The sequence below is a fragment of the Edaphobacter sp. HDX4 genome (assembly GCF_036877565.1).
GTDB lineage: Bacteria > Acidobacteriota > Terriglobia > Terriglobales > Acidobacteriaceae > Edaphobacter.
On record NZ_JAEDXW010000033.1, the window covers coordinates 18,265 to 41,793 of the forward strand.

Genomic DNA, 23,529 nt, shown 5'->3' on the forward strand with positions numbered 1-23,529 from the left:
TGTGACTACGCGATAGCTGGCAAGGAAAAGTGGAAGGCTGCGCCTTGAATGGCGCGATCAGAGTTTGCCCAAAGGCGGCCGCTGTGTGCCTCAATAATCGATCGGCTGATGGGCAATCCCATGCCCATTCCGCTTTTCTTGGTGGTAAAAAACATATCAAAGATGTGCGGAAGATGCCGCGGATCCAGCCCGCTGCCGGAGTCCTTCACCATGACCTCCAGCTCTGAGTCACGCGCGTCCGATCGGATCATCAGCACGCGCGGGCGATCAAAAGTCACATTCATCGCCTCGATACCGTTCATGATCAAATTCAGTAGAACCTGTTGGAGCTGTACTCGATCCATTAGTACCCGGGGGGGCGTGGGCACTAGTTCCACCTCCAACGAAACGTGTTGCTTTTCCAGCTCATTCGGAATTAGGGCCAGCACCTCGCGAATTACTTGGTTGATATCCAGCGGGTGTCTCTCCGGAGCACTCTTCTTCAGCAACCCGCGGACGCGTGAAACGATTTCCCCTGTCCGTGTACCCGCCTCTGCAATCTCGGTAACCGCCTGTCGCACCTCTGCCATATCCGGTGTCGAGCCGGCCAGGATTCTTATACTGGCGTTGGCATTGTTGATGATCGCGGCCAGCGGCTGGTTGATCTCATGCGCGATCGAAGCTGTGAGTTCCCCCAGAGTCGTCGCTCTGGCTACCCGCGCCAGCTCAGCGTGCGCTGCCTGAACCGCCTCCTCTGCCCGTCGGTTTTCCGTCAGATCCCGGGTAACTTTGGCAAAACCGATCAACTCTCCTTGCTGGTCGTGCAATGAAGTCAGGATCGCATTGGCGCGGAAGCGCGACCCGTCTCTGCGTAGCCGCCATCCCTCGTTTTCGAACCGGCCTTCCGCAGCCGCTTTCCGCAGAGCCATGGCCGGCGCTCCTTTGCGCAGGTCTTCGTCCGTATAGAAACAGGAGAAGTGTTGTCCTATGATCTCCTGGGCCTTATATCCCTTGATACGTTCCGCTCCGATGTTCCAACTGGTGACAAAGCCAGCCGGGTCAAGCGAAAAAATTGCATAGTCCGCGATGCCTTCGATCAGCAGACGAAATCGTTCTTCGCTTCGCCGCAACTCTTCCGCCGTCTGCCTGCGCTCGGTTACATCCAATGTCACACCAATCATCCGGACGGGTTGACCCGTGCTGTCGCAATGAGTCTGCCCCCTGCTCATTACCCAGCGTAGCTGGCCGTCCTGGCGCTGAATTCGGTACTCAGCATTAAATGTCCCGCCGGGTCGAAGAGCCTCGCGCATCGCCAATCGCACATCCGAGCGGTCCTCACGATGTACCAGCGTAACCAGGCTCAGTTTGTCAAACCTCCGCAGGCTAGGTTCGAGGCCAAACATCCGAAAATGCTGAGCGGACCACACTGTCCTGTCGTCACGCAGGTCCCAATCCCACACGCCCAGGCCGGATGCCTCCTGGGCCAGCCGAAGCTGCTCTTCACTGTTCTTTAATGTTTGCTCCAATTGCTTCCGTCGCTCAATTTCGCCCAGCAGATCCTCATTGACTCTCTTTAATCCCGCGGTTCGTTCATTCACGCGTAGTTCCAGTTCCATTTTCGCTAGGTTGAGCGCGTCTTCAGCCCGCCGCCGTTCCGCGATTTCCAGCCGAAGTGCGGCTGGGCTCGGCAGCGCGAGCGCATGCGGAACCAGCTTCACCAGCAATATAGCCGTCAAGACAGAGGCGAAAGCCGTGATCGCCTTGACGGATCCGGAAAGCCAGTAATCTGCATGCCACACGGTCCAGACTTCCATCGCGTGGGTGGCGCAGGCCAGAATGAACATCGCAAAACATACAAACATCCAATGAAATGGAAGATCCCGCCGCTTGCGCACGAAGTAGATCAGAGTGAAGGGTATCGAAAGATAAGATAAAGCTATCAATAAGTCAGAAGTAACATGCAGACTGGTTAGGCCACGGTTCCACAGAAAGCAGTACCCATGAGGCATGTACGGGCTGGGAGAGGAAAGATCCCTCAGGAATTGCATCGCGCACCTCACGGCATTTAACTTGGCCTGCGCAAAGAACACTGAGAACAACTTCGTTAGCAAGAACAAAGCTTTCGCGTGACAGCTGCAAAGGAACGTGGACTGATCAGCCACCTGTTGCGGTCATGACCTACTATCCTGCCGCAGGAAGTTGGATTGCCGTGAAAGGGCGAAAGTTGCCCTAAGCGCGCAAATTTCTTCAATTTGCCGGGTGCCACTCTCTGGTTTGGTAGCGGCAACGGGAACAGGTCCAGCGAGCTACGCGTATGAGGGGAAGTCCTCCGCGAGCGCGAAATCGCCAACTCACTCAAAGACCGGCTTAGTACGTGCGACACTTCCGTGTGCACCAGGTCGCATCGTATTGATTGGAAACGTCGGGCATCGCGGTGGCATTTACATGGGGACCTCTCAAAACGGATTGATCCGGCTGATCGCGGTATTTAAGCCGTTGAAGGCGACTGTCCTGATCGTGGTCGGCATCGGCATACTCAAGCTGATCCACAATGACGTGGCGACGGTCCTGGACCATTGGGTCGCAAAGCTCGGCGTGGATCCAGGCAACCGATACGTCGATCATGCAGTTCGAAAGGCCGCACACATCTCTCCCAACAGAATCAAGAACCTTGGATTGGGTAGCTTTGTCTACGCAGCCCTTTTCCTGACCGAGGGCGTTGGTCTCTGGCTGTTGAAACGTTGGGCTGAGTGGTTCACTGTCGTGATCACGGGTTCACTTATCCCGCTTGAGGTTTGGGAGGTACACCACCATCCAACGACCGTCAAAATCCTTTTGCTCATGATCAATATTGCGGTAGTCGGATACCTTCTCTATCGAATTCGCAAGGAAAGCTCCGACATGCACAAGAGAGGCTAGTTGCAGGCAGCGACACGGAGCGCCATCGGGTTCGCGCCGGACTGCTGTTTATCGGAAATTGCCGCGCCTTTTCACTGAGTGCTAAATCGCCAAACCACTCACTGATGCAGAACCATCCTGAGAACACAAAATGACCCAGGCCTTCAGGCCGGGGTCATTGCTGTTTCACTCGTTCTCGCGGTTCTCAGCCTCTTCAAACTTCTCGTTAACCCGTGCCAGCCACTATCGATATCAAGACAATCACAACAGACGTCAAAATCATGACGATCTGATGAGATCGCCTATTGTCCGCTGGCGAGGATCGGGATGAAGCTTAGCTTTGCCGTCGGGCTTGCGGATCATACAACCTCCAATACCCTTCTACTCTTGACGAGGTCCGTCTTCCAGATCGGTGAGCCCACATACCGCCAGTTAGACGGGAACATCCGCTTACGTTTTGGTCCGGGGTCGGGGGTTATGGTTCGGGATCAGCAAGCCGATTCCCGGGTAGGGACAGCGAGCACCAGCGGCGAAACAAGTTCCACTTCGCAACTCTTCGTTGGGACGAGGAACATGATCGTGTCACGATCCAGCTCTACGCAGCGAGGACCAGTGCTGGTGGTCCATAGGTAGTAGTGGTCTCATGGATAGCGATCCAGGTCATCCAGCAGATTCTGGACACGATATAGAGGATAGCTGCGAGTGTTGCCTAGGGGGGCACCTATTGGTCGGGGGGGCGAGGGTATGCGGATCATGCTGCCTCCTTCATACTTACAACCTCAAGACCTGATGGAGGCGGACAACGACGCCGGAGCTGTCTCGACCTACATGCAGACGAGTGGTCAGTATGGCCTCCATCTGCTTTGGGTCCTCCGCATTCTCCTGTCATCGGTTATTTCGTGCAGGAGATGGTCGCGCGCCTGGGTATCGCGACGGGCAGAGGCCATGCAGCGATGATTTACGAGCGCTTCGGCAAATGGTGCCTCGTGCGCGCGCCAGAGGCACCCTAATCTTCCGCGCTGCGCTTGTGCAGACCGCCTGTGGTGCCCTTCATTTCATTTCGGGTAGGGAACCTATCCTCTTGACACTTGCCGCCTCCGCTGGCGTGGGCCAGGGCCAAGGCGTGTTTGTAAGCAAACACAATAAGGCCATTTCAAGACAGGAGATATTGCCATGCAGAAGCCCACCATCTATCAGACCGTCACCGACCGCATCATTGCCAATCTCAAAAAGCTCCTATCCCTTGGGAGAAGCCGTGGAAGTCGCCGAGGTTCGCAGGCGGAGTCTTCCCGCGCAACTTCCTCCTCCTGCACCTTCCTCTTGCTGCCTGTTGCCCATGAACCTAGGCGTTGTAGGATCAAAGTTCCCCTGCGGTTTCTCAATGACAGGTAGAGCGTTGGCGCAAATGTACCTTGATTCTCTCAAGTAAAACCGTGCTCCTCTCTGCGAGAAGACATTCAAAACGCCAGGCGTTTCCGGGTAATGGTGATGACGAGTAAGAAGCATTGATGCACAAAGAGATTCGCTGGCAGAGCGATCCTTGATTCTGGATCAGAACATAGTGTATTGAGATTGTTAGGCTATGATCAAACTCGACTCGATACCCAGGGTGGCTTGTGAAGCGTGTAACTGATAAACCAGTCGATACTGATCTCGAACTCCCCATGTCTATCGTCCTCACCTCCCCAGACGCCCGGCCGGCATTCGATATTGCTGTCGTTCTCGATGCTTTGCAGCACATGCGGGACGGAGACTTCTCAGTACGGCTTCCAAACCATTGGACCGCAATTGAGGGTAAAGTAGCCGATACCTTTAACGATATCGTTGCAACAAATCAGCAGATGGCGGGTGAGCTGAAACGGATCGGTCAGGCCGTAGGAAAAGAAGGGAAAACTCGCGAACGGACGCGTTTTCAAGCAATTCGCGGATCCTGGGGCGAGATGGAGACCAGCATCAATACCCTGATGGAAGATCTCTTGCGGCCGACTGCCGAGGTTGCCCGGGCGATCGCTGCGGTAGCACAAGGCAATCTGACGCAGACTGTCCGTCTGGACGTAGATGGTCGCCCCCTTGAGGGTGAATTTTTCCGTTCTGCCAATATCGTTAATACGATGATCCAGCAGCTTAGCGTTTTTACCTCAGAGGTAACGCGTGTTGCGCGCGAGGTAGGCACTGACGGCAAGCTGGGGGGACAGGCGCAGGTTCCTGGCGTTGCCGGAACTTGGAAGGATCTTACAGACTCGGTTAATTCGATGGCATCCAACCTGACCGGGCAAGTACGGAATATCGCTGAGGTTGCGACCGCCGTTGCGAGCGGCGACCTTTCCCGCAAGATTACGGTCGATGTTCGGGGTGAGATCCTCCAACTAAAGGAAGCCATCAACACGATGGTGGACCAGTTGAGGTCTTTCGCGTCGGAAGTGACGCGTGTTGCGCGCGAGGTGGGTACGGACGGCAAGCTTGGAGGACAGGCGGTCGTGCCCGGCGTGGCTGGTACATGGAAGGACCTTACAGACTCAGTCAACGCGATGGCCGGAAACCTGACGGCCCAGGTTCGGAACATCGCAGAGGTGACTACTGCGGTCGCCCGCGGCGACCTGTCGCGCAAGATTACAGTAGACGTAAAAGGCGAAATTCTGGAGCTGAAGGACACCATCAATACGATGGTGGACCAGCTCAATGCCTTTGCCGGCGAAGTGACGCGTGTCGCCCGTGAAGTCGGTACAGAAGGCAAGCTGGGAGGACAGGCTCAGGTTCCGGGGGTTGGCGGTACATGGAAAGACCTCACGGATAACGTGAATTTCATGGCCAGCAACCTGACTGGCCAGGTACGTAACATCGCCGAGGTTGCGACGGCCATTGCGAATGGCGATCTCTCACGCAAGATCACGGTGAACGTTCGGGGCGAGATCCTGCAGCTGAAAGAAACCCTGAATACGATGGTGGACCAGCTCAACAGATTTGCCGGCGAGGTGACGCGTGTCGCACGCGAAGTGGGTACAGACGGCAAGCTTGGTGGTCAGGCGGAGGTCCCCGGGGTTGCAGGCACTTGGAAGGATCTCACCGATTCAGTGAATTCCATGGCTGGCAATCTGACGGCACAGGTCCGCAACATCGCCGAGGTGACCACAGCGGTGGCCGGTGGCGATCTTTCGCGCAAAATTACGGTCGATGTAAAGGGCGAGATCCTGGAGCTGAAGGACACGATTAACACAATGGTGGACCAGCTGAATGCCTTTGCCGGCGAAGTAACGCGCGTCGCGCGCGAGGTAGGTACAGAAGGAAACCTGGGAGGACAGGCACAGGTTCCCGGAGTGGCCGGTACCTGGAAGGACCTGACGGACAACGTGAATTTCATGGCCAGCAACCTCACTGGCCAGGTGCGTAACATTGCCGAAGTGGCGACTGCCGTTGCCCGCGGGGATCTTTCTCGCAAGATCACGGTAGATGTTCGGGGCGAGATCTTGCAGCTGAAAGAGACCTTGAACACCATGGTGGACCAGCTTCGCGCGTTTGCATCCGAAGTGACGCGCGTCGCCCGCGAAGTGGGTACGGACGGGAAGCTGGGTGGCCAGGCGGAGGTTCCGGGAGTAGCTGGTACCTGGAAGGATCTTACCGATTCGGTCAACTCCATGGCGTCGAACCTGACCGGACAGGTGCGCAATATCGCTGAGGTTTCCACCGCGATCGCGAATGGTGACCTTTCGAAGAAGATCACGGTAGATGTTCGGGGCGAGATTCTCCTGTTGAAAGACACCATCAACACCATGGTGGACCAGCTCAATGCCTTCGCCGGTGAGGTGACGCGCGTTGCGCGTGAGGTTGGTACCGAAGGACGTTTGGGCGGTCAGGCGAGCGTTCCGGGTGTTGCGGGCACCTGGAAGGACCTCACGGATTCGGTGAATTCGATGGCCGGTAATCTGACCGGCCAGGTGCGCAACATAGCCGAAGTGACGACGGCAGTGGCACGTGGCGACCTTTCACGCAAGATCACTGTGGATGTGAAGGGCGAGATCCTCGAGCTGAAGAACACGATTAATACCATGGTGGACCAGCTCAACGGCTTTGCTGCTGAGGTGACGCGCGTCGCTCGAGAGGTGGGTACCGACGGCAAACTCGGTGGCCAGGCAGAAGTGCTTGGAGTCGCCGGTATCTGGAAAGATCTCACTGACAACGTGAACTTCATGGCCAGTAATCTTACTGGCCAGGTGCGAAACATCGCAGAGGTCGCCACGGCCATCGCAAATGGCGACCTTTCGAAGAAGATCACCGTCGATGTGCGTGGCGAGATTCTGCAGCTGAAAGAGACCCTGAACACGATGGTCGATCAGCTCAATGCTTTTGCCGGCGAAGTAACACGTGTTGCGCGCGAGGTTGGCACGGAAGGTCGTCTTGGCGGACAGGCTAGCGTTCCCGGAGTCGCCGGTACATGGAAGGATCTGACAGATTCGGTAAATGCCATGGCGGGCAATCTGACCGGCCAAGTGCGTAACATCGCCGAAGTGACCACAGCCGTGGCGCGCGGCGATCTTTCGCGCAAGATCACAGTAGATGTGAAGGGCGAAATTCTGGAGCTGAAGAACACCATCAATACGATGGTGGACCAGCTTAACGCCTTCGCTGGCGAGGTAACGCGTGTGGCGCGCGAAGTAGGTACCGACGGCAAGCTGGGTGGTCAGGCTGAGGTGCCTGGCGTCGACGGTACCTGGAAAGATCTCACTGATAACGTTAACGTGATGGCCTTCAATCTGACCGGGCAGGTTCGCGGCATTGTGAAGGTCGTAACAGCGGTTGCTGATGGTGATCTGACGCAGAAACTGACGGTGAATGCAAAAGGCGAAGTAGCCGCGCTGGCTGAAACCATCAATAACATGACGGATACACTGGCTATCTTTGCTGATCAGGTGACTACAGTTGCCCGTGAAGTCGGAGTGGAAGGCCGTCTCGGTGGTCAGGCAAATGTGCCGGGCGCTTCCGGAACGTGGAAGGACCTCACCGGCAATGTGAACCTGCTGGCCGATAACCTTACGAATCAGGTACGTGCAATCGCTGAGGTTGCTACGGCCGTGACGAAGGGCGATCTGACGCGTTCCATTCAGGTGGAGGCACTCGGAGAGGTAGCTGAGCTGAAGGACAACATCAATACGATGATTGATAACCTTCGACTCACTACAGACCGAAACAACGAGCAGGACTGGCTGAAGACAAATCTCGCGCGATTCAACGGGATGCTGCAGGGCCAGCGCGATCTGGCGACCGTGGGTCGAATGCTGCTCTCAGAACTTGTGCCTCTGGTGAATGCACAGCAGGGGCTCATCTATCGGATGAATGAGGAAGACGCTCACACGCTGGTGCTGCTTTCGGCTTACTCCGGCGCTCCGGATATGCAGCAGGAGCGCATCGCTCTGGGCGAAGGGCTGATCGGCCAGTGCGCACTTGAGAAGCGGCGGCTGCTGATTCACGATCTCCCTTCGGGCACGTTGCCTATCCGGTCCGGTTTGTTTGAGGCCGTGCCGCGGAATGTCATCGTATTGCCGGTGCTCTTCGAAGATCGTGTGAAGGCTGTCATCGAGCTTGGCACGTTGCACTCTTTTACTGTGTCTCACATGGCTTTTCTTGAACAGCTCACATCCAGCATCGGGATCGTACTGAACAGTATCGGAGTGACGATGCAGACTGAAGCGCTGTTGTCGCAGTCGCAGCAGCTCGCGGCTGAGCTGCAGACGCAACAGACGGAGCTGCAAACCACGAACGAGCAGCTGGCCCAGAAAGCCCAACAGCTTGCTGAGCAGAATGCGGAAGTGGAGCGCAAGAATCAGGAGATCGAGCAGGCACGCCGAGCTCTCGAAGAGAAGGCTAAAGAGCTGGCGCTTACCTCCAAATACAAGTCCGAGTTCCTGGCGAATATGTCGCACGAACTGAGGACGCCTCTGAACAGTATTCTTGTGCTGGGTCAGCAACTGACCGACAATCCGGACGGCAACCTCACACCGAGGCAGGTCGAGTTCGCACGTACGATCCACGGTGCGGGCACTGATCTGCTGAACCTCATAAGCGATATCCTAGATCTTTCGAAGATCGAATCCGGCACTGTCTCGGTCGAAGCAGAAGAGATTTTCTTTACATCGATGCTGGAGATGCTGGCACGTCCCTTCCGGCATGATGCCGAGAACCGCAAACTGAGTTTCGAGATTGAAGTGGACCGCGGGTTGCCGCGCAGTTTGGTCACGGATTCCAAGCGCCTGCAGCAGGTGCTGAAAAATCTTCTTTCGAACGCCTTCAAGTTTACGGAGAAGGGCAGCGTAAAACTGAAGGTTTCCTCCGTCAGTTCCGGGTGGAGTAATGATCACCCCATCCTGAGTGGTGCCGGGAACGTGATTGCTTTCGAGGTGACAGACACAGGTATCGGTATTCCCCAGGAGAAACAAAGAATCATCTTCGAGGCGTTTCAGCAGGCCGATGCCGGCACGAGCCGCAAATATGGGGGCACCGGCCTTGGTCTGGCTATCAGTCGCGAGCTAGCTAGTCTGCTGGGGGGAGAGATTCAGCTTCGCAGTACCCCTGGCGAGGGCAGCACGTTTACGCTGTACATACCGCAGACCTATGTCGGTCCTGCGGCCGGATTTGTTTTGCCTGCACGTGCAGAAGCGATGCCCCACGCTGTCCGTCTGAGTCTGCCACCTTCTGCGACAGAGCAAATCATCGATCACGTAACCGATGACCGTGAGAGTATTCAGCCTGGCGACGACACATTGCTCATCGTCGAAGATGACCCGCATTTTGCCCGATTGTTGAGAGATATGGCCCGGGAGAAGGGCTTCAAGGTACTGGTGGCGATGCGAGGATCGGAGGCGCTTGCTTTCGCTCGCGAATTTCGTCCGATTGCCGTATCGCTGGATGTTTTCCTACCGGACATGTTGGGATGGGCCGTCCTGAATCATCTCAAGCAGGATCCGACAACACGTCACATCCCTGTGCAGATGCTCACGATGGATGGCGGCTGGCACCATGGCCTGTCGCGCGGAGCGTTTGCTTATGTAGTTAAACCCACAACCACGGAGGAACTGAGCAGGGCAATCAATCGCCTCAAAGAGTTCTCCGCACCGCGCAGGAAGAAGCTGCTCATTGTAGAAGACAATCCAGCCGAGCAGATCAGTATTTGCGCTCTCTTGGGTCATAACGACATCGATGTTGAAGTGGTAGATAGCGGGGGCGCAGCTCTTGCCGCACTCGAGCGCGAAAGTTTCGACTGCGCTGTGCTCGATCTGCGTTTGCCCGACATGACCGGCTTCCAAGTTCTCGAGAAGATTCATCGAAGCGAGAAGTTTCCCGAGTTGCCGATTGTCGTCTTTACGGGGAAAGACCTTTCGCCGGAGGAGGATGCACGGCTCCGAACGCTGGCCCGCAGCGTTGTGGTAAAAGACGTCGAATCTCCCGAGCGTTTACTCGATGAGACTGCGCTGTTTCTCCATCGACTTGTGAGCGATCTGCCACCAGAAAAGCAGAAAATGCTCGATCAACTGCATCGATCCGATGAAGCACTCGTGGGTGCGAAGGTGCTCGTGGTAGATGATGATGTCCGTAATATCTTTGCTCTCAGCAGCGTTCTGGAACGGCGTGGCATGGAGGTACTTACAGCAGGAACAGGACGCGAAGCGATTGATACGTTATCAAAGACGCCCGGTGTCTCGATCGTTCTCATGGACATTATGATGCCGGAGATGGACGGATACGAAACCATGCAGGTCATTCGCCAGAATCCTCAGTTCCACCGGCTGCCCATTATTGCGCTGACAGCGAAGGCAATGACGGGAGACAGGGAGAAGTGTTTAGAGGCCGGAGCCTCTGATTACATGGCAAAACCTGTGAATACAGATCAACTTCTCTCGGGGCTGCGAACGTGGCTCCATCGCTAATCTGAATTCGAAAGGCCAATTCGTTAGTTCGTATCCTATGCCTGAACTTCCCATTACGCCCGCGATGCGGAATCATAAGTCTTCTGAACAGCAAAAGAGTCCGGTCACCATTCTCATGGTGGATGATCAGCCGGGTAAGCTGCTCAGTTATGACGTCATATTACAAGAGTTAGGTGAGACCCTGGTCAAGGCAACGTCAGCTCGTGACGCTCTTGAGCATCTGCTGAAACTCGATGTTGCCATGGTTTTGCTGGACGTCAGTATGCCGGAGATAGACGGCTTCGAACTGGCAGATATGATGCGGCAGCATCCGCGATTTCAGAATACGCCCATCATTTTTGTATCTGCCGTTCATCTTACGGATGTAGATCGCATCCGCGCTTATCGCAGCGGAGCAGTGGACTACATTTCGGTGCCGGTCGTTCCCGATGTGCTGCGCGCGAAGGTCTCGGTATTCGCGGAGCTGCACCGGACCACGCGGGAATTGCAGGAACTGAACCGCGAACTCGAATCGCGCGTCGCCGAACGCAGTGAAGCGCTGCGAGTGTTGAACGCACAGCTCCATGAGCGCGTTGCCGAATTGGAAACAATCATGAAGGTGTTGCCGGTTGGAGTCGCCGTAGCTCACGATGCCAGTTGCGAGACGCTTACTGGCAACGCAGCTCTGAGGGAGATACTTGATTTCGATATCAGCCAGGGGCTCAACGATCAGGCACTCGACAGAGCCGGGTGGAAGGTATTCAAGCGTGGAAGCCAAGTGGATTCTGGCGAGATGCCGATACAGGCCTCGCTACGGACCATGCGACCAACAGGTCTGATTGAGTTGGAATTGCGTCGTAAGGATGCGGTGGTAAAGTCGGTGCTGGCGAGCGCATCTCCTCTCTTCGACGAGGCTGGCGGGATTCGCGGTGCAGTTGGCGCTTTCTTTGATCTTACAGAGCAGAAGCAGATGGAGGAGAGGCTCCGCGAACGCGCTGAACTACTGGAACTCGCTTCCGAAGCGATCATGGTGCGTGATTGGTCCGGTATCGTCCACTTCTGGAATGCAGGTGCAGAAGCACTCTACGGATGGACACGGGAAGAGGTTATGGGCAAGAATGCACATGCCTTGCTCGCCACCAAGTGGCCGGTCAGTGTGGAAGCGATGCGGGAGACACTCTCTTTTGCAGGCCGCTGGGATGGAAATCTGGTTCACCAATGCAAAGACGGTCGTGAGGTGGTCGTCGCCAGCCGGCAAGCGATTACGCCGAATGGGGCGATGGTATTTGAGATCAATCGCGATATTACGACCCAGTTGCAGGCGGAAGAAGCACTCCGCCGCAATGAGCGCCTGGCTGCTATGGGAAAACTGGCAGGCATCGTAGCCCATGAGATCAATAATCCGCTCGAAGCGATTACCAACACGTTCTATTTATTGCGCGAGCATCCGTCACTCAGCGATGAAGCGCGCCATTATGCGCAACTCGCTGATCAGGAACTTGCGAGGGTTGGCCATATAACAAAGCAGACGTTGAGCTTTTACCGCGAGTCTCAGAAGGCCGTCGTGGTTTATCTGACCGACCTCCTCGAAGATGTTCTTGAATTGCATCAGACGAACCTGCTTCGCAGTGGGATTGAGGTAGAGACCATCTATAAGACCAGAGGAGAGTCTCATGGCTTTCCTGGTGAACTGAAACAGGCTCTCATGAATCTGGTCTCTAATTCAATTCAAGCCATGCCACAAGGCGGACGACTTCGTGTTCGCGTAAGGAACACGTCCGAGAAAGAAAGTTACCTTTCAGGACTTATTGTTAGCATCACTGACAGTGGCTGCGGCATCAGTCCTGAAGCTTCGAAGCGCCTGTTTGAGCCCTTCTTCACGACGAAGGAAGCCAAGGGGACAGGTCTGGGATTGTGGATCAGTCGCGGAATTATCGAAAAGCATGAAGGAACTCTCACATTCCGAAGCCATTTCGGCAAACAGGTGACGACGTGTTTTCAGATATTTCTTCCTACGCATAGGACGATACGAAGCCCCAATGCAAATCGTCCCACGGAGACTCTCTCCGTCCACACGGGGATGCAAAATGCGAGAGAGAGAGTCACGTAAACCATGGAATCCTCGGAGTTCTCATTCCATCGGAAAAGCAACTTGGCAGCGCGTTTGAAGTCAGCCGCCTGACCGTAAGGCAGGCCCTCTACGAGCTCCGTGTGGAAGGCTACGTCATTCGCGAGAAGGGGCGCGGCACCTTGTCAAATGATCTGCCGTCTAGCTACACGTTGTCTGACAAGAGCTTGAACCGATCGAATCCGATCGAACCGATTGCTATCGGTTAAAGAGGGAACTCAATCAGAGGCACATTCGTGGTCCCGCGTAAAACGGGCGATAGAGCACGCTAAGACGGTTTTCGGGTGCGAGGCCCATTTGGAATCTTGCTGAGAAGATGTCGAGCCCCAAGGGTTCGGACGGGTTAGTTACTGAGCGAAGTCTCAATATCTCTGGCACCATGCATCACATGGACGATCTCAACGCCGTAAAGCTTTGGCTGATAGAAAATAAGCCAGTTCTCGAAGCCCTTCACCGGCCACCTTCGTAACCTACGTGTAGCTGGCCTGGCAAAACCACATCGAACTCCCATCTGGGATGTCTGGGCCAACAGCTTGAAACTGGAAATGAGACTATCCAGAAATCGCTCTGCTGTTTCGAGGCCCGCCTGTTCTTCCAGGTAATCGAGCTGCTTGTTGATTTCTCGCCAAGCATACGGACGCACCGTAAAACGAGCCACTTATCCTTTGACCGATTTGCGCTGTTCAGCACGGGCCCGAAGCCTATTGCGGACTTGCTCTATCATTTCAGGCGTCACGTCCATGGGATCACCTGAATTGATGGCACCAATAAGCATCTGCTCGAGTTCTTCCTTCGCTTGGCGCTTCTGGTCGGCACGCACCAGGTCGCGCACGTACTCGCTTGCGCTGCTGTAGCCGCCGGCCATCACCTGATCCTCTACATACTGCTTCATGGGATCGGGAAGAGATATATTCATGGTCTGCATGGCAAGGTCCTCAATAGCCACTATGGGCGTTCTGGCAGGATTTGTCAATTCTTGCCATGTCTCTCTTGATTGCCGGGTTGCTGATGATGTGACTTTTGTTGGTCATTGTTGTGATAACGGACCCCGGCCTCCACGCCATCCCCAGCTGCCGCCAATATTGTCATACATGGTCTGCGCCTGCTGCTGGTCATGAATTGTAGCTTTGATCAGAGATATTTGGCGTACTTTGATCAAAGCTGTGAGCAGTGGCTCATTTCGATATCTAGCCGGTCGCGGCGAAACCCAAGGAACTCTCTGATTCTGCTGGAGTGCATAGACGAAGTGGCTAACCGCCGTCGAAGTCGTCCGGCTGCTCGCCCGGGTCTCGAAAAGAGTGGCGGCAAGTGCCGGGAGCCGTGGGATAAAAGTACACTGGAGCGGTTATGACTTCCACCCAAACGACCACACCTCGCCGACATGCCTATACGGGACCCGACGTACCGCAACTGCCCGAGCCCTCTTTTGCTGAACGGGTCCGGACGTTGGCAACGCTGACTCCGGTCGCAACTTTGTCAACGATGTCCCGCAAGTGCCCTGGTTACCCGTTCGGTTCTCTGATGCCGTATGCGCTCGACCTCGAAGGCCGTCCGCTCTTTCTAATCAGTAACATGGCAATGCATACGCAGAATCTCAAGGTGGAACCTAAAGCTAGCCTTTTTGTCGGCCAGATCGCCGAAGGGGATCCACTAGGCGCGCCCCGGGTAACCATAGTCGGAGATGTCGAGCCAGTCCCTGCATCCGATCTGGTTTCAGTCCGGGAGGTGTATCTCGCACGCCACGAAGCCAGCCGATCCTGGGTCGACTTCAACGACTTCGAGTTCTATCGACTTCAACCCTTGGACATTTACTACGTCGGCGGCTTTGGTGTGATGGGATGGGTCGCTGTTGAAGATTACAGTAGGGCTCTGCCGGATCCACTCGCCGAAGCTGCGCCCGGGATCATTGCCCACATGAACGCCGACCACGTGCCGGCCATGATTCTGCTGGCGCGCACGCATTTGGGCTATGAAGCGACAGAGGCCGCGATGACGGCCGTTGACCGTCTTGGATTCTTCCTTAGGTTGAAGACCGCGGAAGGGATGAAGGGCGTTCGCATCAACTTTCTTCGTGAAGTGATGACTGCGGTGGATACTCGCAAAGTGCTGGTGGAGATGGTACGTTCCGCCGAAGCGATGTCCTGAAATTCGCCCTCTGCTTTGTACTAAAGCTCTAATTGGAGAGCATACTGCTCTGAGGTGGCGGCCGAGTTCAAGGCGGGATCAAGACGCCCAAGTGCCTTTGGAGAACAGGAAGTAGATATTTGGGCGTACTTGCCGCTAGCGGAAAACCGCTGACGCTGTCTGTTCCACGGCCTCTGCCAATTACATCCATCCATAGGGAACTACGGGTGCCGTCACGAACAAATAGAGCAGCTAGAGGATGATTCCGCTCGAACCCACCTCAGCGAGGAGGGTTCGGGCTTGTTCATAGGGAGTCGTTTGACGAAGCCAATCGGCCGTACCGGGGGAGATCCACGTCACGCACTCAAGCACATTGACCAAGTCGATCATGGGTTGTGTTGAATGGCCGGTGTAGACGGCATTCTGACTGCTCAGAATTGGTTCGTGATGAGCGATGCGATTGCGAAGTCTTTGCATGGTCTCAAGGCGCGTATGCACATGTGAGCGGGGAACATGTGCATGAGGAAATCCTTGGTGCGAGCTGGCTGACCAGAGATCTTGAAACTGGCCTGAGATCAAAAAGAGCCAGAAACCGAAGGTCAGCTCGGCAATCAGCTTTCCTACGGGCGCGGGAGTGCCGACGCTGCGCCCGGGCCTTGTCGATCATCTTTTGCATGGGTCTGGTGAAATTCAATGTAGGCACCGTGGGAAACGGGAGAGAGGCTCCCGTTCTTATTTGGCACTATACATAATCCCACTATCAGGCGTAAGTGGCTGATATAAAAACGTTTGCTACTGCATTATACGAATAATGTCGGACAAAAGCACGTCTAGCTGCTGTCCGCAATTGACCTGTTGAGCCGTGGGCAATGATTCGCTCTTGCGTATAACCGTGTGGAGATGGGCATCTCCAATTTTGGGAGAGGCGTTGTCCAGATAGTGCATCGCATCTTTGAACGAACTTCCGCCTCCTGCATAGTTATTTGTTACCTCGCTGAACGTTCTAAATCCGAAGACTGGAGCAACGTGATCGAGGATGCTGCGGGTGAGCATTGCGGTGGCGTAATAGCACTGCAAGGCGCAAGCGGAATTGACTTCTTCGCAGAGCCGGACCAGTTTCTTGAAGTCATATTCGGCAGCGGAGAGGGAGCGGAGCTCGACCAAACGACTCCCAGCTACAAGAACTGATTCATCCACTAAGCCGGAATGTGTGCCGTCCAGGTTTTCTAAGGCCGCTTCGATCTCGGGGAGGAGCGCATCGAGTTCCGCTCGTCCGTCGTAGGCAGAATAAAGATCATTGATTTCCACGTCGATGCTGTTGAGTCGCGAGGCGTACGTTGAGGGAAGGATGGGACTGGCGATCCTCTTGAACTGAATCACTAGATGGCGATATCCCGATGTGACGGCCGTCTGTTGGTCGGGATAATCAGAAGGGCCGCGCAGAATCGGAACGCTAGTGCCGACTCGATTAGGTCCGCGAGCAGCTCTTTTCGCTTTTCGTTAGTCAGCATTACTGAATCGTTTCACAGTGGCGTTTCAACTTCACCGATGAATCAACGGGCCATGGAAATGCCGGAGCTGCGCAAAGCATAGAACGGTGGAACTATTCCACCCTTCGCACCGCTCCTTATAGACGCCGATGTTTCCGGCGTCTTCCAGATTCCCCAGCCCTCGACGGCGGGTCGTATCGGGGGTGACTACACCAACCGTCAAAAACTGTACCCTAAGGGCGGGTCCTGTGACTAGTCGCTACTTTGGCCGGCCAAAGAACAAGACATAGCCGTCAGGGTCGCAAATCTCAAAGCCGCGTAGACCGTGATCAGTATCTTTGAGCGGTTCGCTAAACACGGCTCCATGATCAGAAAAGCCGACGGCGAGCGCATCGGGATCTGGCGTATAGACGTACACATCCCACCTCATGGATGGATTACGCTTGGAGTTTGGCAAGGGTGATGTGCCTTCATAGGACTCAGAGGTGGATCACCTCGACAAAGAACAGCGAAGAGTTTTCTCTGCAAAGGGAGCGGTGAGATGGCTGAAATCGGGACTGGATGCAGACGCGGTAAGTACAACCAGGAAGAACTTGCGAAACGCCCGTTAGTTCTGATGGGAACTAACCTCTACTGTTTGCGCCTTGACCGTTTCATTCGAAAGAGTATCTAGTGCTAACGAGTACAACATTCTATTAGTCGATATGTTCTTTCGGTCTAGTTCATTAGAGAACTAATCTCGGAGTTATGACGACGTTGCGGAGGGTTCCAGCTGCAAGAAAGGCCACGTCCTCGCAATCTGAACAGGCTCACCCCTCAATCTGCAGAAGTTTCGCCGTGATTCGCAACGAAGAGGGGAACTGCGACCGAGGATGCAAGTGTCGGACTGCACATGGATCCACGAACGACAGGTAGCAGGAGGGAAAGCGAATGAGTGGTAATGGATCAGATATCCGGAAGGCAGCGGAACTTCCTATCGAGCCGGACCGAAGAGAGTTTTTCAAGTTAGCCGCTGGTGCATTGGGCACGGCTGCTCTTATGCCCTCGTTGGCAGGTACTGCTGCGGGTGTTGTGAAAAAGAACGCGTCAGGCATAAAGCTGTGCGCTCAGGCCACGGCCAAACCGACAGATGACGACTTACTTTTTTTGAAGCAGATGGGGGCGGAGTATGTCAGCGTCGGTTCTACTCCCGATCTTCGAACCGCAGAGGGTTTCATGCAAATCAAGAAACGATATGCGGATGCAGGCATCACGGTATGGAACATCGGAAATACGGATGTTCACAATATGCCGGAGGTCACGCTGAACCTTCCCGGTCGCGACAAGAAGATCGAAGAGTACAAGCAATATCTACGCAATCTGGGACAGGCGGGGATCTACTACACGACCTATGCGCACATGGCCAACGGCATCTGGAACAGCGGGAGAGCAGAGATAAGAGGCGCCTCCGGCAGAGAGTTCGATAGGGCAAGCCCAAACAAGGTCGGTATCTGGGCGGGCCAGAAGTTTTACGAGCCGCTATCCCACGGACGCGAATATTCGAAAGAGGAGATCTGGGAGAACTTCACCTATTTCATCAAGCAAGTGGCGCCTGTGGCGGAGGAGAATAGCGTCCGAATCGGAATTCACCCGGATGATCCTCCAGAGCCTATTCTCGCGGGCGTGCCACGCTGCATTTTCTCGAATTTCGAAGGATACAAACGGGCGATGGAGATCGCCAACAGCCCGAATGTGGGGATCTGTTTGTGTTGTGGGTGCTGGAACGAAGGGGGCCGGCAACTGATGCAGAAGGATCCGGCGGAGATGATTCGCTACTTTGGCGCAGCGAAGATATGGAAGCTGCATTTCCGAAATGTAAGCGCTCCGTTACCGCATTTTGTAGAGACTTTTATGGATAACGGGTACTACGATATGTACCAAATTATGAAGGCCGCTCGCGAGGTCAATTTCGATGGGATCATCATTCTCGATCACACTCCGACGGTTGTAGGTGGGCATTTCACGGAACAGGCATATGGCTTCGCGTATATGAAGGCACTCAAGAATCGAGCGGAAGCCGAAGCTAGATCATAGTGACGCGCGATTATCACGAATCTATTTCAGAGGATTGAGATTGGAATGGGGAGATTTGGGGCAGCTTTAGTGACAGTTCTAGGGCTGAGCCTGTGTCTCGGGCAATACGGAATAGCCCAGCAGGTCGGGAAGCGTCAGGTCGATAAAGATTGGCCAGTCTATGGTGGTGGCAACGAGCAAGACCACTATTCGACTCTTTCACAGATCAATCGTGGCAACGTGAAGCAGCTTACGACCGCGTGGACTTACGATACGGGTGAGACCGGCTGGCTCGAAGTAAATCCTATTATTGTCGGTCGTGTCCTGTACGCGTGTACGCCAACGCATCACGTGATTGCTCTCGACGCAGCGACCGGAAAGCTGCTTTGGAAGTTCGATTCCGGACTCACAGGTATCGCACGGTCACGAGGAGTCTCCTTCTGGTCGGATGGCGACGACAGCCGTATCTTCGCGGGTTTCCGCAACTTTCTCTACGCAATTGATGCGAAGACTGGTGAGCCCATCCTGAGCTTCGGAGAGAACGGTAAGGTCGATCTGAGGAAGGGCCTTCGTGGAGAAGACTACCTCTCGCAATCGGTCCAACTCACGAGTCCCGGAGCGATTTATAAGGATCTCATCATCGTCGGAGGCCAGAATCCTGAGACTTACCCGTCACCTCCTGGCGACATACGAGCCTTCGATGTGCACACCGGCATCGTTCGCTGGACCTTTCATACGATCCCCCATCCGGGGGAGTTCGGTTATGAGAGTTGGCCAGCGGATGCCTGGAAGAAAGCGGGCGCGGCTAACAACTGGGCCGGGATGGCAGTCGATACAAAACGCGGAATCGTCTATGTACCCACGGGTTCGGCTGTCTTCGATTTCTATGGAAAGAACCGGATTGGCAACGACCTATTCGCGGATACCTTACTTGCTCTCGATGCTTCTACGGGAAAGCGCCTATGGCATTTCCAGGGAGTGCACCATGACTTGTGGGATCGCGATTTTCCGGCTCCTCCAGCGTTATTGACTGTGCGGCGCAATGGGAAGTCGGTCGACGCGATCGCGCAAACCACGAAGTCTGGTTTCGTGTTCCTGTTCGACAGGGACACGGGTGCTCCGCTTTTCCCCATTCACGAAAGCAGCTATCCGTCGAGTACGGTGTCAGGAGAAGTGACTTCACCGACTCAGCCCTTACCGTTGCTTCCGGCTCCATTCACTCATCAAGAGGTGAACGAGGCGACTCTGACTGAGCGTACTCCTGAAGCCCACGCGTGGGCGTTAAAACAGTTCCGTAGTTTCCTGCCCGGTGGGCAATTTACGCCTCCCAGCGTTGACCGGCTAACTATAGATATGCCCGGCTTTGCAGGGGGAGGGGAGTGGGGCGGCCCGGCGGTGGACCGGGCAAACGGTGTGCTCTATGTCAACGCAAATGATACGGCCTGGCTGGTTGGATTGACTGTTCCGACGCCCCCAGGGAGTGCGGGTGAGCGCATCTACCAGAGCCAATGCAGTGTGTGCCATGGGATCGATCGTACTGGAAGTCCGCCTTCCGTGCCGGCTCTCCAGGGGATTGAAGGTCTCCTGACGGAGGAAGAACTTTCCGCCACTATCCGTCAAGGTAAAGGCAGAATGCCGCCGTTCAACAGCCTGGACGATAAAGAGGTTGTCGAGCTTGTCCATTACTTGATGCGGGCGCCACAACAACAAAGACGGAACCCCGTGGGCCATGAACCGGCAAGAGTTGAAGCCAACCACAATTCCACTCCAGTAGTGGATGATGACATGCCATACAAGACAATCGGATTTCGCCGCTTTCTTGATCCTGATGATTATCCGGCGACCTCCACGCCCTGGGGAACACTGAGCGCGATAGATATGAACAGCGGCAAATATCTTTGGAAGATTCCGTTCGGAGAGTATCCAGAGCTTGTCGCGAAGGGGATGACGAAGACCGGTTCTGATAACTATGGTGGGCCGATCGTGACAGCCGGGGGGCTTGTCTTCATAGGAGCAACGGTCTTCGATCAGAAATTCCATGCTTACGACAGCCACACCGGAGAGCTGTTGTGGGAGACGACGCTGCCTTTCTCCGGGCTGGCTACACCGGCAACCTACATGATCGATGGCCGCCAATACATCGTGATCGCAGCAGGGGGCGGCCAGACCAGCAAGAAGCCTTTGGGTGGCCTGTACATTGCATTTGCTCTGCGATGAACGGGAGGAACAAAGAATCATCGAGGCATGTCTAAGGAATTAGCTGGTCTAGGAAACAACCGCTCCCTGAATCGGAATGCATTTCAAGCTGTGTGCCTGCGGCAGTCACAGCTCAGCGGGAAATGGGGATGAAGTTCAGAACTATTCAGAATGCTTAGTTCCTGTATGAACTTATTCCAAAAAAGATGTACCCAATGATCCAGCGAAACTGTTATAAGGCTGCGAGAAGGAATTAGGGGTGCGATTGCGCCGGAATTCTTTTCGAAATAGAAGTCAGAAATTCTTGCTCCGACGGAGAGAGTGATGATCGCCAAGGCGAAGACAGCAGTAGCGTTTGCGCTACTTCTGGGGTGTGGATTGGCAATAACCTCTGCAGCGGTAACATCTCTTATCGCACAAAGTCCTCAGCCGGCTGAAACAGCCGCCCCCGATTCTGAGGCTGTTGCGCGGGGGCAAGCGAGCTTTGGATCCAGTTGTGGATTCTGTCATGGATCGAAGGCAACCGGCACCGAGCAGGCGCCTAACCTAACCCGCAGTCCGCTTGTCACCCAGGACCACGAGGGAGATAAACTCGGACCTTTTCTGAAAGAAGGACGCCCGAGCCTGGGAATGCCATCCTTTGCCTCTCTGCAACCAACACAGGTCTCAGACATCGCGGCGTTCCTGCATAACCAGCTCCGTACAACAAGACGCAACCGCCTGCCGGAGACTGCATTGTTGGTGGGCAATGCCGAAGCAGGGAAGGCCTACTATAACGGATCCGGGAAATGTAACAGCTGTCACTCGGTTACAGGTGATCTGGCAGGCATTGGAGGCAAGCTCCAGCCATTAGCACTTACGACCTCGTTTCTGACGCCCCCTGCTCAGCCGATCAAAGTGTCGGCAACCGTTCCCTCGGGGAAGGTCGTTACCGGGACCCTGGAGTACATTGATGAGTTCACAATCTCAATGAACGATACATCTGGGCTTTACCATACTTGGCCAAGAAAGTATCTGAAAGATCTCTCCCTTGTGGATCCGCTGGCGACCCACAAGAAACAGCTATTGAACTACACGGATAAAAATATTCACGATCTACTGGCCTATCTGGTGACAATCAAATGACCGTCAAGTCTTTCCGGCTGTGGGCTTTAGTTTTGCTTTTCCCTATTCGGCTGCCAGCGCAAAGTCTCGACCCTCAGGCGTATCAGCATCCTGCCATCGAGACCTGGCCCACCTACAATGGTGATTACACGGGACAGCGCTACAGCACGCTTTCTGAGATAAACGCCTCAAACGTCAACACGCTCGGTCTTGCGTGGACCCATAAGGTGGATTTTGGAAGTGGTTCGTATGCGCAACAAGCCAGTGAGGGTCGCCGGATAAAGTCAACGCCCCTGTTGCTTGATGGCGTTCTGTACTTCACAATTACCGACAATGTCTGGGCGATGGATGCATTGACAGGGCGGGAGCTATGGCATTATTCCTGGCCAAATAATCGTGCCATCCACGTGGCAAATCGTGGAGTCGCTATTTATAAGTCCTGGCTGTATTTCATGACACCCGATAACTACCTGGTGTCCTTGAATCTCAAGGACGGCAAAGAACATTGGCGTCAGCAAATCGCAGATGTGAAGGATGATTATTTCTCAGCGGCATCGCCGCTCGTCATTGGAAACCATGTCATTGTCGGGCCGGGCAACAACGATAACGTCCGTGCCTGGCTTGAGTCCAGGGACCCGGAGACGGGTGCACAGCAATGGAAATGGTGGGTCGATCCGGCACCCGGCGAACCGGGTTCCGACACATGGCCCGATGATGCAACGATGGCGAAGGGTGGAGGGTTTCCTTGGCTCACCGGGACTTATGATCCACAATTGAACCTCTATTACTTCGGCACCGGAAATGGAGTGCCGGAGGATCGAAAACCGCACCCGACCGATCATGGAGATAGTCTCTACACGGCCTCTGTCGTTGCACTAAATCCGGACACGGGAAAACTCGTTTGGGCCTATCAGATAACACCGCATGATACGCACGATTACGACGCAGGCCAGACCCCGATTCTTTTTGATGGCGAGTTCAAAGGTAAGCAGAGGAAGCTTCTGGTCCAAGTGTCGCGCAATGGATATTACTTCCTCCTGGACCGGGTGACGGGCGAGCATCTTGTGACTACTAAGTACATGCCTCAAACGAACTGGGCCACAGGAATCGACAAACAGGGCCGGCCGGTCCCGGACTACGAGAAGGACGCCTCGCCTGCAGGCGCTCTGGTATCGCCGTATCCCATCGGCGCCACAAACTGGTGGGCTCCTGCCTTTGACCCTAAACGTGGTCTGGTCTTTGCGAATGTCTCTCGAACGTGGGCCTATTTCACGACCTCTGGCTATGGTCGATTTCGCTCTCCTCCCGAATATGCAACCTATGCTATCGACTATAAGACCGGAATAGTGGTTTGGAGTCACGAACTGGGAGATAAGAGCGCCGTCCTCATTTCAGGTCTATTGAACACGGCGGGTGGTGTTCTATTCGGGGGAGACTCGGTAGGGAACTTCATCGCCATGGATCCCGGAAGTGGTCGAACGCTCTGGCACACAAATTTGGGGCAGTTCGTAACTAATGCTGCAATGACCTATCGACTCTATGGGCGCCAATATGTGCTTGTCGCGGCCAATGACTGTTGGTTTGCATTTGCACTGCCCGAGCCTCGAGTGGTAGTTTCCGCTTCCTTAAAGAAGTAGAACTTGTGCGCTAGCAATCCTTTGCT

The 23,529-nt window shown here is 54.8% G+C and carries 15 protein-coding genes; 10 read left to right on the forward strand and 5 right to left on the reverse strand.

The genetic code is table 11. The features are described from left to right. Positions 1-5: 5 nt before the first annotated feature. Complete coding sequence (locus tag JAO29_RS21460; RefSeq protein WP_442886460.1) at positions 6-2,027, reverse strand: PAS domain-containing sensor histidine kinase; 2,022 nt, start codon at positions 2,025-2,027, stop codon at positions 6-8. A gap of 397 nt (positions 2,028-2,424) precedes the next feature. On the opposite strand from JAO29_RS21460, the gene JAO29_RS21465 reads away from it, so the two are divergent. From JAO29_RS21465 to JAO29_RS23690, 5 genes are all read left to right on the forward strand, one after another. Further along, entirely contained in the window at positions 2,425-2,898 is a 474-nt protein-coding gene (locus JAO29_RS21465; protein ID WP_334270326.1) for a DUF2127 domain-containing protein, read from the forward strand. An 887-nt stretch (positions 2,899-3,785) separates the two neighbouring features. Continuing rightward, the gene (locus JAO29_RS23685; protein ID WP_442886461.1) at positions 3,786-3,887 is read left to right on the forward strand and encodes a hypothetical protein; all 102 of its coding nucleotides are present in this window, start codon (positions 3,786-3,788) and stop codon (positions 3,885-3,887) included. 654 nt (positions 3,888-4,541) lie between these two features. After that, on the forward strand, positions 4,542-10,793 hold the full coding sequence (locus JAO29_RS21470) for a HAMP domain-containing protein (RefSeq protein ID WP_442886462.1): 6,252 nt from the start codon (positions 4,542-4,544) through the stop codon (positions 10,791-10,793). Between the two features lie 37 nt (positions 10,794-10,830). Further along, positions 10,831-12,882, forward strand: coding sequence for an ATP-binding protein (locus JAO29_RS21475; protein WP_334270328.1), 2,052 nt, complete (start codon positions 10,831-10,833; stop codon positions 12,880-12,882). 23 nt (positions 12,883-12,905) lie between these two features. Beyond that, the gene (locus JAO29_RS23690) at positions 12,906-13,109 is read left to right on the forward strand and encodes a GntR family transcriptional regulator (protein WP_442886463.1); all 204 of its coding nucleotides are present in this window, start codon (positions 12,906-12,908) and stop codon (positions 13,107-13,109) included. A gap of 134 nt (positions 13,110-13,243) precedes the next feature. Here the strand turns inward: JAO29_RS23690 and JAO29_RS21480 are convergent, their stop codons facing one another. Continuing rightward, positions 13,244-13,558, reverse strand: a complete 315-nt coding sequence (locus JAO29_RS21480) for a type II toxin-antitoxin system RelE/ParE family toxin (RefSeq protein WP_334270329.1) — start codon at positions 13,556-13,558, stop codon at positions 13,244-13,246. Then, a complete protein-coding gene (locus JAO29_RS21485) occupies positions 13,559-13,825 on the reverse strand; it encodes a type II toxin-antitoxin system ParD family antitoxin (protein WP_334270330.1) in 267 nt (88 codons plus the stop codon). Positions 13,826-14,247: 422 nt separating this feature from the next. Here JAO29_RS21485 and JAO29_RS21490 point away from each other — a divergent pair, with 422 nt between their 5' ends. Continuing rightward, on the forward strand, positions 14,248-15,045 hold the full coding sequence (locus JAO29_RS21490; RefSeq protein ID WP_334270331.1) for a HugZ family pyridoxamine 5'-phosphate oxidase: 798 nt from the start codon (positions 14,248-14,250) through the stop codon (positions 15,043-15,045). Positions 15,046-15,276: 231 nt separating this feature from the next. On the opposite strand, the gene JAO29_RS21495 is transcribed toward JAO29_RS21490, so the two are convergent. Together JAO29_RS21495 and JAO29_RS21500 are read right to left on the reverse strand one after the other, a co-directional pair. Continuing rightward, positions 15,277-15,501 (reverse strand): hypothetical protein, encoded by a 225-nt coding sequence (locus JAO29_RS21495; protein WP_334270332.1) that lies wholly within the window; start codon positions 15,499-15,501, stop codon positions 15,277-15,279. Between the two features lie 315 nt (positions 15,502-15,816). Continuing rightward, a complete protein-coding gene (locus tag JAO29_RS21500; RefSeq protein WP_334270333.1) occupies positions 15,817-16,404 on the reverse strand; it encodes a hypothetical protein in 588 nt (195 codons plus the stop codon). A 1,040-nt stretch (positions 16,405-17,444) separates the two neighbouring features. Between JAO29_RS21500 and JAO29_RS21505 the strand changes: the two genes are divergently transcribed. The 4 genes from JAO29_RS21505 (at position 17,445) to JAO29_RS21520 (ending at position 23,503) form a co-directional block, all read left to right on the forward strand. Continuing rightward, positions 17,445-18,587, forward strand: a complete 1,143-nt coding sequence (locus tag JAO29_RS21505) for a mannonate dehydratase (protein ID WP_334270334.1) — start codon at positions 17,445-17,447, stop codon at positions 18,585-18,587. 69 nt (positions 18,588-18,656) lie between these two features. Further along, positions 18,657-20,783: an outer membrane protein assembly factor BamB family protein gene (locus JAO29_RS21510; RefSeq protein WP_334270335.1), complete on the forward strand. Its 2,127-nt coding sequence runs from the start codon at positions 18,657-18,659 to the stop codon at positions 20,781-20,783. A gap of 303 nt (positions 20,784-21,086) precedes the next feature. Beyond that, positions 21,087-21,887 carry a c-type cytochrome gene (locus JAO29_RS21515; RefSeq protein ID WP_334270336.1) on the forward strand — a complete coding sequence of 267 codons (801 nt, stop codon included), beginning with the start codon at positions 21,087-21,089 and terminating at the stop codon, positions 21,885-21,887. Continuing rightward, positions 21,884-23,503: an outer membrane protein assembly factor BamB family protein gene (locus JAO29_RS21520; protein WP_334270337.1), complete on the forward strand. Its 1,620-nt coding sequence runs from the start codon at positions 21,884-21,886 to the stop codon at positions 23,501-23,503. The genes JAO29_RS21515 and JAO29_RS21520 overlap by 4 nt, the downstream gene beginning before the upstream one ends. Positions 23,504-23,529 lie beyond the last annotated feature (26 nt).

Bases quoted from the DNA above. Each gene is read 5' to 3' on its own strand.
- JAO29_RS21465 (WP_334270326.1), top strand. From the start codon at position 2,425: ATGGGGACCTCTCAAAACGGATTGATCCGGCTGATCGCGGTATTTAAG.
- JAO29_RS21460 (WP_442886460.1), bottom strand. From the start codon at position 2,027: ATGCAATTCCTGAGGGATCTTTCCTCTCCCAGCCCGTACATGCCTCAT.
- JAO29_RS21515 (WP_334270336.1), top strand. From the start codon at position 21,087: ATGATCGCCAAGGCGAAGACAGCAGTAGCGTTTGCGCTACTTCTGGGG.
- JAO29_RS21495 (WP_334270332.1), bottom strand. From the start codon at position 15,501: ATGCAAAGACTTCGCAATCGCATCGCTCATCACGAACCAATTCTGAGC.
- JAO29_RS21475 (WP_334270328.1), top strand. From the start codon at position 10,831: ATGCCTGAACTTCCCATTACGCCCGCGATGCGGAATCATAAGTCTTCT.
- JAO29_RS21490 (WP_334270331.1), top strand. From the start codon at position 14,248: ATGACTTCCACCCAAACGACCACACCTCGCCGACATGCCTATACGGGA.
- JAO29_RS21520 (WP_334270337.1), top strand. From the start codon at position 21,884: ATGACCGTCAAGTCTTTCCGGCTGTGGGCTTTAGTTTTGCTTTTCCCT.
- JAO29_RS23685 (WP_442886461.1), top strand. From the start codon at position 3,786: ATGGTCGCGCGCCTGGGTATCGCGACGGGCAGAGGCCATGCAGCGATG.
- JAO29_RS21485 (WP_334270330.1), bottom strand. From the start codon at position 13,825: ATGCAGACCATGAATATATCTCTTCCCGATCCCATGAAGCAGTATGTA.
- JAO29_RS21505 (WP_334270334.1), top strand. From the start codon at position 17,445: ATGAGTGGTAATGGATCAGATATCCGGAAGGCAGCGGAACTTCCTATC.
- JAO29_RS21470 (WP_442886462.1), top strand. From the start codon at position 4,542: ATGTCTATCGTCCTCACCTCCCCAGACGCCCGGCCGGCATTCGATATT.